Raw genomic sequence first — 12,739 nt, 5'->3', positions numbered from 1 at the left:
CTGCCCCCGGCGAACTGCTGTCCTTGGACAGTGAATCCAGTCGTCCGCCCCGCGCTGACCTGCGGCGACTAACTTGATTGACAAGGGCGTTGGTGTGGCCGTCCACGCTCACCAACGCTATGACCTGCGACGACTACGTTGGATGGCAAGGAACTCCACGGACCTGGTTCGATGTCGGCGGACAACTGCTTCCCCTGTGGCTATGTTCACCGGTCGGCACGATCGAGGTTGAGGGGATAGCCGACCGCGGGTGCCAGCGCCGACTGCGGCTGGCCCGCCCCGACGCTGGCGGGCATCCTCCATGCATGTCCACTTCACCCATGGAGCGCCCCGTCGTTTACGTCGACGAGTCCGCCAACTCGGGCCAGAACCTCCTCGACCCGCACCAACCTGTCTTCACGGTGGCCGGGGTTCACCTCCCTGACTACCTCGCCGCCTCCATCGTCGACGAGGTCCGTGGGCAGCTCCCGCGCAATCTGCGCGAGCCGAAGTACACGTCGTTGGCGGGTTCCGGCGGCGGACGGAAGGCGCTGATGAACGCCTTCGCGCGCCTGCCCGAGGGGAGCGTGCGGACGTACCTGGTCCACAAGCGATTCATGGTGATGACCAAGATGGTCGACGTCATCGTGGAACCCATGGCGCACCGGGACGGCTACAACCTGTACGAGGGGAAGGAAACCCTCGCCCTGGCGAACATGCTGCACCTGGCCAGCCCGGTCATGGGGGATGCGGACGCCTACGACCGGATGCTCCAGGCGTTCGTGAACTGGGTCCGGCAGAAGGCCACCACCGACGAGCTGTACGCGGCCATAGCCGCCCTCAAGACCTCCGCGCAAAGCCAGCAGTTCGCCGAGTACGTGGAGGTCCTGGAATACGGCCGGCCCGTCGCTGACGAGACCGCAGCGGAGATCGCATCCCAGGGGCATCGGGACGAGCTGGATCCGGCTATCCCAAGCTTGTACTGCCTCGCCACCACGTTCGGTCAGACCCTGGGCAAGTTCCGCCTGGTGCACGACGCATCGAAAGTAGTCGACCGCAACACCACCCGCCTGCACACCGTGCACTTCCTCCCCGATCCCGCGCGGCCGGGCGAGTTCATGAACCCCTTCATGGGCGGCATCGAGTTCGCGGACAGCAAGGACCACCCGCAGCTCCAGGTGGCGGACTGGGCTGCGGGCGCGACGCGCCAGTGGGCGCAGTGGATGGCAGGTGGCGGCGGGGACCAGTTCTCACGCGACCTGGAGCCGGTTGTCCGACCCTGGCTCATCGACGGCATATGGCCGGCTCCCGTGGAGGGCTCAGAGACATGATGGCGACGAGGGGTGCCTGCAGGATCTGAACAGGCTCCCCTGAAGTCGGAGTCGCCCTTGGACCACACCACCAGGAGGAACCAGTGTCATACCCGCAACTGCTCACCCCCGAGGAGAAGCTCGCCGACGCGAAGAAGCTGTTGAGCCTCCCGCGTATCGTCGTGATCTGCGGCTCCACCCGCTTCATGACCAAGATGAATGAGGTCGATCTGCGGGAGACCAAAGCCGGAAAGATTGTCGTCAAACCGGGCTTTGACATGAAGTCGCCGCACGAACTTTGGTCCGATCCCGGCGAGGCCGAGGCGCTGAAGGTTCGGCTCGACGATCTGCACCGGGCGAAGATCCGGCTCGCTGATGAGGTGCTCGTAGTCGGCGACTACATCGGAGACAGCACCCGAGCCGAAATCGCATACGCCCGGTCGCTGGGCAAGCCCGTGCGGTTCACGCACCCCGAAGTCAACCCTGACGCCTGACCGCCCGCTGCCACCTCGACCACCAGGGCCGGCAGCCCGCCGCCTGACCGTCTCGCGGTGACTTCGGCCGCCACCCACCCCACACCCTCCGCAGGCATCCCCTGGCACTGTGGCAGCGGCGGTGGGGGCCGGACCGTCACAGGGCTCCGAAAATCAAAGTGATCACTTCCTGGTCTCCCCTACCCTGCCGGACACCGACAGCCCTCCTGACAAGGACGGTCCGATGACGAGCAACCCCGCCGTGCGCCCGGAGATCATCGACTTCTACAGCCGGTCCGACGAAGCCGCACGGCTGCAGACCACCGCCACAGGCACCCTGGAGTTCGCGCGCACCCGCGAGTTACTGCGCCGCCACCTCCCACCGGCACCGGCCCGCGTGCTCGATGTCGGCGGTGGTCCCGGAACGCACGCCCGATGGTTGGCCGACGACGGCTACACGGTGCACGTCGTGGACCCCGTCCCCAAGCACGTCACCCAGGCAGCCGCCATCGACGGCGTGACGGCCGAGCTGGGCGACGCCCGCTGCCTCACCGCCGCGGACAGGACGTACGACGTCGTTCTGCTTCTCGGCCCGCTCTACCACCTCCACGATAAGACCGACCGGATCTCCGCGCTGACGGAGGCGGCCCGCGTGGCCCGGCCTCGCGGACTCATCGCCGCGGCGGCGATCTCCCGCTATTCGCCCCTCCTCGACTACATCGCGACCACCGGTATCACCGAGTCCGCGATCCAGGACGGGGTCCGTGACACCCTGGCCCAGGGCCGCTACGCCGGACAGCGCGGCTTCACCGTCGCCTACTTCCAGACCTCCACCGAGCTGCGCGCGGAGGTCACGGAGGCCGGTCTTACCGACCCCAGCCTCTACGGAATCGAAGGACCCGGCTGGGTGGCGGTCAAGGCCATCGAGAAGTACACCAGCGCCAACCTCATGGGCACGGACATGTACGAAGCGGCCCTCGCCGCGGCCCGCATCGCGGAACCGCACGCGGCCCTCACCGATGCCTCTGCCCACATTCTCGCCATCACCGGGCCCTGACCGATCTAGGGTGTCGCCTCATGACGCTGCTGATCGTAGGTGGGTCCGGGTTCCTGGGCACCGAGCTGGTCCGGCAAGCTGTATTGGCGGGGCGCCCGACAGCCGCGACCTATACGACCAGGCCCGGCAGTGCTCCGGGGATTACCTGGCGCAGTCTCGACCTGCGGGATCCAGGGAGCGTGGAAGCGGTCGTGGCCGAGGTGAACCCTCGCGTCATCGTCAATGCGTCGAGCGGCGGGGCCGACTGGGCAGTCACAGCCGAGGGACCCGTCCGCCTCGCGATCGCCGCGGCGAAGGCCGGAAGCAGAATGATCCAGGTCTCCACCGACGCCGTCTTCTCCGGCAAGAGCCACGTTCCCTACGACGAACACTGCAGGCCCGACCCCATCACCCCGTACGGAGCGGCGAAGGCCGCCGCGGAAACGGTGCTGCTGCTTCATCCGGACGCCGTCGTGGCCCGCACCTCGCTGATCATCGGCGACGGCCAGTCCGAGCACGAACGCACCGTCCACGCACTGGCCACCGGCACCCGCGATGGCGTCCTCTTCACAGACGACTTCCGATGCCCGGTCCACGCGAGCGATCTGGCCGCAGCGCTCCTCGAACTCGCGTCGGGCGACACGACAGGCGTCCACCACCTCGGCGGGAACCAGGCTCTCAGCCGGCACGAGCTGGGCGTGCTCATCGCCCGACGCGACGGACTCGACGCATCGCGACTGCCCACCGGCCTACGGGCCGACAGCACCCTGCCCGGGCCCCTCGACATCCGCCTGGACAGCCGCTCGACACAGCGCAAGTTGCGCACCACGCTGCGCGGCGCGCACCAGTTCCTCGCCCCGGGACAGCCTCACCAACACCCTTGCCAATCAAGTTAGTCGCCGCAGGTCAGCGCGCAGGGCTTCGGCGAAGTCCGCTGACGTCTGTTTCGTGATCATGTGAGCCCGGGAAGCTGAAGGGGTCGGCTCGGGTTTCGATCGTCGTGGCGGAGGCCAGCGGCGATGTTGGTGACTCCGTCCCCCTACCGCCTACGCCGAAGCCCTGGGTACATGACGGCTGCGTGCAGGGCGGCCCGACCGAGCTTGCGCTCATTCCCTACAACTGGAAGCTCTACCGCGATCACGAACGACTCTCGGCTCCTCGGTCGACGCTGGCCCTGTCGGGAGCTGCGTGGCATTCGCTGCGCAAGTCGCGGATCTGGTGTCCTGCGCCGCAAGTTCGTCGAAGAAGTCCAGCGCGGTTCGGCGGAGAAGTCCCCTGCTGAGAGATGTGTTCGCTGTGGTGCCCGCCACGGGGCGCTCCGGAGTTCTTCGCCGGATCTCTGGCGCAGCATGCTAGAAGTCGTACAGCGCGAAGTCAGTAATCGGGCGGTACCCAATCCGCTGATAGAGGCCGTTGCTGGTGGGGTTGGCCAGGTCCGCAAACAGCAGGACCTCCGCCGCGCCTGCGGCTAGAGCGGCCCGGCTCACCTCGACTGTCGCGGCGCCGGCGTAACCGCGACCGCGCAGGTGTGCCGGGGTATAGACGGGGGCCACCCGGATCTGGCCCGCGACCATGGGCGTCCTGCCCGCCATGGAGACGGGGGTGCCGTCCGGGGTTTCCCAGAGCGTGACGCGTTCGTGGGCGATGCGCGTGTCCGCCCATGAGCTGTTGTCCGCAGAGGGGGTTCCTCCGATGTCGGTGACGAACTCGCGGTGCCAAAGCATGAGTTGCTCGCGGTCCTGCTCGTTCGCGACTCGCCCCCGGCCCTCAGGGAACGGTTCTGGTGGCGTGAGCGTGCCCAAGCGGTACAGGCGCTCCCGCTCGTGCAGCGTCGGTATCGCGCCCGTGCGCCGCTGCCAAGCCTCTGCGAAGAAGCTGGCGGTGTCGTGGTCCGCGTTGACGCCGGGGAGGGGATGGCCGAGGCCGGCTAGTTGAGCGGCGAGGCTGTCGGCCTCTTCGGGGGTGAGGGGGGTGAGGGTCAGGCGGCGGGGCGGGGTACGGAAGAAGGTCGCACGGACCTCGCCCGCCCGTTCCAGCAGGCCGAAGATGGGGGCGTCGGCGCCGTACGCGTCCGCCCCGCGCGTACGCAGTGCCTCGGTCACCGTCAGCGGGACGGTGTGCAGGGCGGGACGCGACTGCAGGAAGTCTCCGGCGCGAGCGAGAAAGTCGTCGAGGTCTTCGGTGAGGTGCCAGTCATCCGGACTCATGTCTCATGATCCCGCGTGCCGTCGGCGTGCGCCCGTGGTTTTCCGCTGGGAGGGGCGCGAACACGTCCGCCGTCGAGGGGGCTTCGGCGCCGACACCTCGCTGGACTTCTTCAACGCACTTGTGGGGCGGGACATTAGCTTGATCTTTGATCACGGGCATCGGACCAGGACGAGGGAAGGCTTTGGCCATGCCTGGCCACGTCGTCCAGCGCGTTCCTCGCCATGCCGAGGAACGCGTAGCGCACTGCTATGAATTCCATACCGGCCTCGTGCACGGTGTCACCCCCGTCGGCAGGGCCTGGTAACTCGCGTGCAAGTGTCCAGAGGTTTCGCTTCAAGGCGTCCGCCCCCTCAATCTCCCCTTCGAGACATCACTGCACGTCAGCGGGTGCTTTAGTGGACGGATACAAGCGGATTCCTCAGTCCCTTTCACCCAAGACACCACGCACCGCGCGGAGTTCCTCGCCGCTCGCTTTGCGAGAGAGGCCCCTCGACCCCTGTGCCGCTGGCGCCCGCTGGTGCTCCTCAGTCATGCTGCGGGAGCTGAGCCCCATGATCGGACGGAGTCACGCGTGATCGTCTTTGAAGTCTTCTCCGGTGAGCTAGTCGACGGGTTGAGCCGCCAGGCCGCCGAGGCCGGCATCACCGATGCGGCGATCGTCTCTTTGATCGGGGCCGCCGACTCCTTCACCGTCTCGACCATGCCCGAAGGCGACGCCCTCAAGGACAACATCACGAAGTACGACCTGCCCGGCGAGATGACCGGCACCGGCGAGATCCGCAACGGCTTTGTCCACCTCCACGTCGTCATGGGCGTCGAAGGCGACCGCGCCATCGCCGGACACCTCCACGAAGCCGTCGTCGGCACCCACTTCGCACGCGCCTACGCCATCCCCATCGCCTAATGCCTGTACCGCCCACCAGCGGCCGTCTGCAATGGATTGACGTCCCCCCGCCGCTGCGCGCTCGCCTCGAAACCGCCCTCGGCGCACCCGTCACCGACGCGGTCACCCCGGGCGGCGGCTTCGGCCACCAGCTCGCCGCCGCCCTCCGCCTGGACAGCGGCCGACGGGTCTTCGTCAAGGCCGCCCCCGACGACGACCCGCTCACTGCCGCCAACCTCCACGAGGCGGCCGTCCTCGACACTCTGCCGCGTGGCGCTCCGGCCCCGGACCTGCTGGGCATCCACCGCGCCGCCGACTGGACCGCCGTCGTCATCGCCCACCTCGACGGACCCCACCCGGACCTCTCTGCGGCCTCCGGCGACGCCGAACAGACTTGGGACCTGCTGGCCAAGCTCACCTCCAGCCCCGCCCCCGCGCCGTACACCGCGGCGGTGAGCGCCGTGCCCTCCACGGCGGCGGCCCTGCACGGCTGGGACGAGCTTGCCGCCGATCCGCCGGACGACCTCGCCCCCGCCGCCCGCGTCCACCTGCCGCAGCTCGCCGAACTGGAAGCGGCCTGGCCCGCCCTGGCCTGCGGCACCCGCATCGTCCACGGCGACCTGCGGGCCGACAACATGGTCCGCGACCACGACCAGGGTGTGACCTTCGTGGACTGGGCGCACGCCACCACCGGCCCGGCCTGCATCGACGCCGCTTCCCTCGCGCCGCAGCTCGTCCTCGCCGGACACGCGCCCGCAGACATCGCCCGTCTGCTCCGTGACCACCCCGCCACCGCCAGCAGTCCCGACACCACCACGGCGTTCCTCGCTGCGCTCACCGGCCACTGGCACCGCAACGCCCGCAGGCCCTCGCCCCCCGGCGCCCCCGGACTGCGCGCCTACCAACGCCGCGCGGCAGCCGCCGGCCTCGCCCTCCTCGGCTACCGCCTGCGTTGACACCTCACTCGTCACCGAGTTGCCCCCGTTGGACCTCATGGGGCTGACCGGTCGTGACGTGCGATGGCGCTCACCCCTCCTGCTTTGAGTGAGCGCCGTTCTCTAGTCCCTTTCACCCGAGTCACCAGTGCGCGTCGGCCGCCTCAATCGCAGAGCCGCGACAAGTGGTTCCCAGAGACCGTGGACCAGGTGGGGAACAACGCGGTGTGTCCGTTCCTGGCGCGGGTCAAGACGACGTACAGCAGCTCGGAGCCGGTCGGGTACGGCTCCCCTTCGGAGCCCTGGAACTCGTTGCTTCCGAGGAACAAGATCGTGGTGTCGGCTTCCCGGCCCTTGGTCTGATGGAGGTTCATGACCTGGATCCGGGCCTGCCAGGCTGTCCCTGCCCCGACCAGCGCTTCGTCGCGTGCGCGGAGAAGCTCCTGCCCGGCCGCAGCAGCGTCGACTCTGCTGCGGCCGCTGGAGTGACGGAGGGCGACGCGCGTGCGGCGGGCCCACTGAATCCAGGTCTCCTGGCCGCGGGGCGGCCCCGACCGCGTTATGGGCGTTTGATCGCCTCCGCGAGCCTCGCGACGTCGGGCCGGACCTGCGGCCTGTCTACTCCAGCAACTCTGATTGGATCCGGTTCCAGCTCGGCCGCGGGCTGTCGACCGGATGCACGATGGTGAGGAGGCGGCCTTCGAGGAACGCGTCGAGCCGGTCAGCCGTTGGAGAGTCCAGCCGGCGGCGCTGGGCCCTGTGGTCCAGGGGCAGGCGCTCTCCCAGGACGCCGAGCAGCACCTCGTGGCGTGCCGGGCCGACAGCATCGCCGCGGATCCACCGGCCGCGGACCTCAACGCCGGAGAACGTACCGAGTGTGTCCTCACGGCCGAAGGACCGGTTCATGGCTGCTTCGACCAGCGGTTCGGCCCGCCTGATCGCCGCCTCAGGGTAGGCCCCGGCTCCATCGGCCGGACCCTCACCGCTGGACTCGGGTATGTCATCAGGCCAGTTCAGGAGGGGTTCCTCCGGTTCCAGGTTCGGGCGTCGGCGGGGATCGGGCCGGGGAACACGGAATCGCCAGGGAGTTGCGCCGCCCGGGGTGTCGATCCACCCAGTGCTGAGCCCGGCCGTGGCCGGGGAGTCGTCGGGGAGGAAGATGTCGACGTAGACGCCGCCCGTGCCGAGCCAGACCCAGCTCATGAAGTAGGCGTGATCGTCGTGGTCGACGGACCACTGCGCGAGCTTCTCCAAGCGGGTCTTCTGCGGCTGGGTGCCTTTGCCGGCAGGGAACATCTGCTGGTGGTCGCGGCGGCGGCCCCGCGCCTCTCCGGCGAGCGGACCGGCGGCAAGGTCGTACAGCAGGTCCGGCCGCACACCCTTCTTCGCGTAGGTGCCGACTAGTTTCCCGGGCAGGACGTCGACGCTCCTGAGCCCGTTGGCCCCTGGCTCCCAGTCGAAAAGGGCCTCGCTGACAGCGGTCATCACCCCAAGGCCGGTGCACTCGCTGACGAAGCGCCGGATGTGGAGGGAGCTGGAGTCGAGGGCGGGGCAGTCGACCCCGAGCGGGCCAGTACCCGGGCTGCCGGCGATATAGCTGAGCAGGAGGCTGATCTCGTGGTCGCGCACACGCTGATCGACCGTCTTGCGCAGGTCGCAGGCAAGGGCGTTGATGTTGACCACAGCAGCCAACGACACCGGCAGAGAGCCCTGCCCGATCTCGACGGCCTGGACAGCGTCAGCGCCAGCCATGCCCTTCTCAACCGTGAAACGCCACACCCGGGCACGCACCGTACTCATGGGGGAAGCCTATGGCCGCCATCCGCCGGTGCGGACCTCTGGCTCCGTAGGACCCCGCAACGCGCCGGTCTACGCGGCATCCCCGATCGACACCGGGTGCCGGACAGCCTTCTTCACGTCCATCTCGACCGAGACCCGGTCCTTGCCCTCCGCCTTTGCGTACGCCGTCACCTTCATCTGGAACTCCGCGGAGGCGTCGAACCAGGGCTTCCACGACTCCGCGCTGTAGGGCAGGTCCTTGACCGCGTCGTTCGCCTCGACGGCAGCGCGCTCCAGGTCGATCAGGTCATCGAACGAAATAGCGGTCACGTCGAAGGATCCTACGTCCGGCCACGGCAAGGCCGGTCCCTCCCGTCCGTGGTCGGCGAGCCGAACCAATCGGGTTGCGCGGTCCCCTTTCCCTGCCCGATCCTTCTAGGTTCGCCACATTCACATCTGGAGGGCCGCACCGGTGACCTCGACGACCAACGACCCCCTCGCCGCGCTCCAGGCCGTGGACCCGCGCGTCCTGCATTTCACGCCGTTCGGCCTCGGCGGACCCATGCGGCCCCAGGACGCCGCGGACTATCAGCAGCGCCTGATCAGCAACCTGGTCCTCGCCGACGACGTGGCACAGACGACCCGCCAGAAGTTCGAGCAGCTGTGCGCCGGCTACGCCCACGGCCTGTTGTGCTACGACCTGTTCACGCTGGTCTCGGACGCCGCCAAACTTACGCTGGAGCAGGCGCTGCGGGACCGGTTCGCCGCCCACCACAACGGCACCATCACCGCCCGGAACCAGGCAGGCAGCGAGCGCCAGATCGCCTACACCAGCTATGCAGACTTCCACGATCAGTACAAGAGGCTCCGCAAGCCCGAGATGCGGATGGGCAGTTCGAACACCTGGACCCCGTTCAACGGAATGCTCGACGGACTGCTGAAGTGGGCGCGGCGAGAGGGCCTGCTGCGTGGCCAGCGAAACCGCGGGATCGAGAGGGCGAAGAAGAACCTGCGGAACGTCACCGCCCACGGCATGTTCCACCTCCTCACTCCCGTCGACGTATACAGGGATCTGTCCGACCTCGCGGAGATCATCAACCATTTGTGGGGCCACGCGACACCGGGAGGCCGGCTCTACCCGGCACCGATCCCGCGCGACGTGGTCGCCATCCGGTGGAACACCACCACCGGCTCCGTGAGGGCCGGGCACGCAGCCCAGCTCGCCGACCAGCAGGAGCAAGCGGAGGAGGACGGATTCACCTTCGTACTCGTGCGCGCGGTCTTCTGGCCCGGGGAGCGAGAGGATCCCAATTTGATGGAGTACGACGCCCGGAACGCCACCACGCACTTTCCGGCGGAGTACCTGTGGGGCCCCGGCAGCCGCACGCAGGCCATCGCCTGGCTTGAGCAGGAAGCGCCCGGGCCGGACAGCTGCGACAGCCTGGACCAGGTCTTCGTGATCCGCGTCCACGACGACCGCATCCACCTTCCGATGTACCCAGGCGTCGCCGCGGCGCTCCTGCCCGCGGAGCAGCAGGGATCCTGGTACGCGGTCCGCGCCGACGGCCCGGCCGAGGTGTTCGCACACGCGCGCGCCGCGTCGACTGCCGCAAACGGGCATGACCGCACCGGAGAGTGCGAGCGGTGCCCTGTGGAAACCATCGCCAGCGGAGACCTCGTCACGGTCCTCCGAGCCGCGCGGGACGCCGGCGCCGACATCAGTCCGCTGACGACGCCCGACGTGCGCACCCCGTTCGCCGACCTGATGGCTCCCCGGTCGGTCGCCGCCTCGCCCTGACGTGAGAAGTCCCGCCCGGGTCTATCGCCGTCGGGGACGGGGGCGGGATGCCGTCGCTACCGCCATGGCCTCGGCCTGGTGGACGATGACGTTGACCGCGCCGTACGACCGCTCCACGTGCCCGTCCAGGAGGACGACGGAGGCTTCCAGCAGGATGCGGCGGAAGCGTTCCCGCACCGGTGGGGGAGAAGACGAGGCTAACCATGCCGCTCGCGTCCTCCAGTGCGCCGAAGGCGACACTGTTCGCGGTGGGCGGGCGCTGGAGGTATTTGGCAAATCCGCCGAGTTTGCCTCACAGCCGAATACGGCCGCCAGGCCGTGCCCACGCCATGGTGGATCCAAGGTCACCCGGTCCACGACGAGCAGCCCGGAGCCGACGTACTCAAGCAGCTCGCTGACTTCGCTGGTGACGGAGCCCGTCTCGGGATCGAGGAGGACCTGGGCGGTCTAATACAGCTCCTCCGACTCTTGCTCCATAGACCGGAACGCATTCCGGCCGCGGTCGAGGTGGACCCGGTAGAACGTCATCGACCCCACGGTGGCGTCCTCGACCGTGCACGCGGGGCACTCTACGGTGACGCAGTTGCCCGTGGCCGCCGGCTCCTGGCCTCCGTCGTGCGCACGCCGACGATGGAGGACGGACACACTCCACCGCTCCAGCGTGTCGGCCTGCGGGGTGTCCCAGAGCTCGTCGTCGTAGGAGATGCGCAGGTACAGGTCGGAGGGATCCCCTGGAAGCTGAGGCCGCTTACTCACCCGGCAAGGTCCTGCACGATGGCTTCAAGGACAGCACCCGAACCCTCGATGGGCGTGGGCATCACGACACCGATCACCGTTCTGTGCACGGCACCGCCCGACAGCAGCGACGGCTCGGGGTTCTTGGTCACGATCCGCAGGAGCCCGTGTCCGGGAGCCCCCTCGATCCGGTAGCCGGGTTGGAGGCGAGAGAGCCATCCGTGGTCCACTGCCACCGCGGCGCCGCGCAGCGCGCCGATACGCAGGCCGCGGGTCACCCAGGCCGACCAGGCGACCTCGCTCCAGTCCGCGCCGTCGGCCTGGTCAGGAATGACGTCTGAGAGGTCGGGGTGCTGCTCAGCCACCCAGCGCGAGGGCTGCGCTTTGCGGAGGACCCACTGCCCGTCCCTGCCGACCTCGGCAGGGTCGAGCCCTGGGGTGAGGCGCATGTCGAGAGCGACGTGGCCGTCGGTGATCCGGTCGCCGTGCACCCAGACCTTGTCCTTATTGACGACCCAGTCGCAGAGTCGCTCCATTGACGCTGTCACTCGTTGTGCTCCCAGGAGAGATCATTGCCCTTCCACAGTAGGGCGGGGAGCACGGAAAGCCTCTCTCAGACGACCTTTCCGCCTGCGGCCGACGCGAAAGCCACGCTCCGGGCGAACAGCCCCGCGTGACCATCGCACGCGTAGAAGCGGCGGCCGTCATCGGAACCGGCGCAGGGCTCGAACCACAACACGGCGGTATGCCTTCATGAGTGGTGGTCACAGTCGTGGGGGTCGGTTATCAGATCCGCCAATCCCATGAGCGCGTGAGTCAAGCGTGGAGGCTAGCCGCCGACCGTCACGTGCTGCGTTGCGGGTCGGGCGCGAGTGTGATGGTCATCCAGGGCGCCGCCGCCTCGCGGTAGCTGTGTCCGACCGGGACCAGTTCGGCGCTGCGGGTGAGGCTGAAGATCGTCACCATGATCATGTCCGAGCCGTCCGCGACAGAGTTGAGCTGGGTGCGGCAGCGCTGGCAGGATCCTCGGTGGAGAGTCGGCCAAGTGGAGAAGTAGGCCGGCTCTCCTGCCTGGCCCGTCCACTTCAGGGCGTCCCTGTGGAAACCGACCCAGGCCATCGCGGGAGAACCGGACAGGCGCGTGCAGTGCTCGCACGAGCACAGTTCCCTGTCAAGTCCTTGTGTTCACGACTTGTGCCTCCTCAGCATGGCGGCGCGCGGTGGTGGCTGTGGAAGGGATGGGACGGCCACCCAACGGTCTGGACGAGCAGTTCCTGTCAGGTCGACTGTGCCTTGTTCACCGGCGTGATGTAGGCCGCTTCGATGAAATTGATGAACCGGTTCGCGTTCCCGGTGCCGAGCATTTTCCCTATGCGGCGGAACATGTGGCGGGCGGCTCTCAATTCATCGCTGATGGACCCGATGCTCCACTCATGCAAATTCTTCGTAGCCGTCCAGAATTCTCAACGTCCTGGGACGTGGTCTCACGCTTTCGTCTCGGCAGGCATCGATGGCCAGAATTCGTCTAGGAAGTAGCCCAGCGCCTTTCTGGACTCGCTCCGGTTGAGCATCCCCTGGACTGTCCTTGGACTGCCGCGCGGCA

At 68.2% G+C, this 12,739-nt stretch carries 16 protein-coding genes and 1 pseudogene; 8 read left to right on the top strand and 9 right to left on the bottom strand.

Features of this window, described 5'->3' with window-relative positions; translation table 11 throughout:
* The first annotated feature begins 305 nt into the window (after positions 1-305).
* From C6376_RS32195 to C6376_RS45725, 5 genes and pseudogenes are all read left to right on the top strand, one after another.
* Positions 306-1,310, top strand: coding sequence for a DUF3800 domain-containing protein (locus C6376_RS32195; protein ID WP_061334548.1), 1,005 nt, complete (start codon positions 306-308; stop codon positions 1,308-1,310).
* Between the two features lie 83 nt (positions 1,311-1,393).
* Positions 1,394-1,783, top strand: coding sequence for a hypothetical protein (locus C6376_RS32190; protein ID WP_061334547.1), 390 nt, complete (start codon positions 1,394-1,396; stop codon positions 1,781-1,783).
* Between the two features lie 223 nt (positions 1,784-2,006).
* Complete coding sequence (locus C6376_RS32185) at positions 2,007-2,819, top strand: bifunctional 2-polyprenyl-6-hydroxyphenol methylase/3-demethylubiquinol 3-O-methyltransferase UbiG (RefSeq protein WP_061334545.1); 813 nt, start codon at positions 2,007-2,009, stop codon at positions 2,817-2,819.
* 20 nt (positions 2,820-2,839) lie between these two features.
* Positions 2,840-3,694 carry a sugar nucleotide-binding protein gene (locus tag C6376_RS32180; protein WP_107446586.1) on the top strand — a complete coding sequence of 285 codons (855 nt, stop codon included), beginning with the start codon at positions 2,840-2,842 and terminating at the stop codon, positions 3,692-3,694.
* Between the two features lie 200 nt (positions 3,695-3,894).
* Positions 3,895-4,014: pseudogene (locus C6376_RS45725) on the top strand (glycosyltransferase family 2 protein); the annotation flags it as partial.
* A gap of 136 nt (positions 4,015-4,150) precedes the next feature.
* Here the strand turns inward: C6376_RS45725 and C6376_RS32170 are convergent.
* On the bottom strand, positions 4,151-5,005 hold the full coding sequence (locus C6376_RS32170; protein ID WP_107446585.1) for a GNAT family N-acetyltransferase: 855 nt from the start codon (positions 5,003-5,005) through the stop codon (positions 4,151-4,153).
* Positions 5,006-5,577: 572 nt separating this feature from the next.
* On the opposite strand from C6376_RS32170, the gene C6376_RS32165 reads away from it, so the two are divergent.
* Both C6376_RS32165 and C6376_RS32160 read left to right on the top strand, forming a co-directional pair.
* Positions 5,578-5,910, top strand: a complete 333-nt coding sequence (locus C6376_RS32165; protein WP_107308596.1) for a DUF296 domain-containing protein — start codon at positions 5,578-5,580, stop codon at positions 5,908-5,910.
* On the top strand, positions 5,910-6,845 hold the full coding sequence (locus C6376_RS32160) for a phosphotransferase family protein (RefSeq protein ID WP_107446584.1): 936 nt from the start codon (positions 5,910-5,912) through the stop codon (positions 6,843-6,845). Before C6376_RS32165 ends, C6376_RS32160 begins: the two co-directional genes overlap by 1 nt.
* Before the next feature lie 143 nt (positions 6,846-6,988).
* Here the strand turns inward: C6376_RS32160 and C6376_RS32155 are convergent, their stop codons facing one another.
* From C6376_RS32155 to C6376_RS32145, 3 genes are all read right to left on the bottom strand, one after another.
* On the bottom strand, positions 6,989-7,198 hold the full coding sequence (locus C6376_RS32155) for a hypothetical protein (RefSeq protein WP_061334539.1): 210 nt from the start codon (positions 7,196-7,198) through the stop codon (positions 6,989-6,991).
* A 244-nt stretch (positions 7,199-7,442) separates the two neighbouring features.
* Positions 7,443-8,624: a hypothetical protein gene (locus C6376_RS32150; protein WP_254076158.1), complete on the bottom strand. Its 1,182-nt coding sequence runs from the start codon at positions 8,622-8,624 to the stop codon at positions 7,443-7,445.
* Between the two features lie 69 nt (positions 8,625-8,693).
* Positions 8,694-8,933: a hypothetical protein gene (locus C6376_RS32145; RefSeq protein WP_159059656.1), complete on the bottom strand. Its 240-nt coding sequence runs from the start codon at positions 8,931-8,933 to the stop codon at positions 8,694-8,696.
* Positions 8,934-9,075: 142 nt separating this feature from the next.
* Here C6376_RS32145 and C6376_RS32140 point away from each other — a divergent pair, with 142 nt between their 5' ends.
* Positions 9,076-10,401, top strand: coding sequence for a hypothetical protein (locus C6376_RS32140; protein WP_107446582.1), 1,326 nt, complete (start codon positions 9,076-9,078; stop codon positions 10,399-10,401).
* Positions 10,402-10,422: 21 nt separating this feature from the next.
* Here C6376_RS32140 and C6376_RS44815 read toward each other — a convergent pair whose 3' ends face one another.
* From C6376_RS44815 to C6376_RS44040, 5 genes are all read right to left on the bottom strand, one after another.
* Positions 10,423-10,578, bottom strand: coding sequence for a hypothetical protein (locus C6376_RS44815; protein ID WP_210594862.1), 156 nt, complete (start codon positions 10,576-10,578; stop codon positions 10,423-10,425).
* A 270-nt stretch (positions 10,579-10,848) separates the two neighbouring features.
* Entirely contained in the window at positions 10,849-11,157 is a 309-nt protein-coding gene (locus C6376_RS32130; RefSeq protein WP_107446581.1) for a hypothetical protein, read from the bottom strand.
* Positions 11,154-11,684, bottom strand: a complete 531-nt coding sequence (locus C6376_RS32125; RefSeq protein WP_254076157.1) for a hypothetical protein — start codon at positions 11,682-11,684, stop codon at positions 11,154-11,156. The genes C6376_RS32130 and C6376_RS32125 overlap by 4 nt, the downstream gene beginning before the upstream one ends.
* Before the next feature lie 295 nt (positions 11,685-11,979).
* Positions 11,980-12,300, bottom strand: a complete 321-nt coding sequence (locus tag C6376_RS32120) for a GFA family protein (RefSeq protein ID WP_301554748.1) — start codon at positions 12,298-12,300, stop codon at positions 11,980-11,982.
* Between the two features lie 113 nt (positions 12,301-12,413).
* Positions 12,414-12,575 carry a hypothetical protein gene (locus C6376_RS44040; RefSeq protein ID WP_159083326.1) on the bottom strand — a complete coding sequence of 54 codons (162 nt, stop codon included), beginning with the start codon at positions 12,573-12,575 and terminating at the stop codon, positions 12,414-12,416.
* Positions 12,576-12,739: the final 164 nt, after the last annotated feature.

The organism is Streptomyces sp. P3, assembly GCF_003032475.1.
Lineage (GTDB): Bacteria > Actinomycetota > Actinomycetes > Streptomycetales > Streptomycetaceae > Streptomyces.
Note: the sequence above shows the minus strand (reverse complement) of the source record. Positions and strands in the feature narration are given on the sequence as shown.

Excerpts from the sequence above, each read along its gene's own strand:
- C6376_RS32195 (WP_061334548.1), top strand. The coding sequence starts at position 306 with ATGTCCACTTCACCCATGGAGCGCCCCGTCGTTTACGTCGACGAGTCC.
- C6376_RS32185 (WP_061334545.1), top strand. The coding sequence starts at position 2,007 with ATGACGAGCAACCCCGCCGTGCGCCCGGAGATCATCGACTTCTACAGC.
- C6376_RS32180 (WP_107446586.1), top strand. The coding sequence starts at position 2,840 with ATGACGCTGCTGATCGTAGGTGGGTCCGGGTTCCTGGGCACCGAGCTG.
- C6376_RS32170 (WP_107446585.1), bottom strand. The coding sequence starts at position 5,005 with ATGAGTCCGGATGACTGGCACCTCACCGAAGACCTCGACGACTTTCTC.
- C6376_RS32160 (WP_107446584.1), top strand. The coding sequence starts at position 5,910 with ATGCCTGTACCGCCCACCAGCGGCCGTCTGCAATGGATTGACGTCCCC.
- C6376_RS32155 (WP_061334539.1), bottom strand. The coding sequence starts at position 7,198 with ATGAACCTCCATCAGACCAAGGGCCGGGAAGCCGACACCACGATCTTG.
- C6376_RS32150 (WP_254076158.1), bottom strand. The coding sequence starts at position 8,624 with ATGAGTACGGTGCGTGCCCGGGTGTGGCGTTTCACGGTTGAGAAGGGC.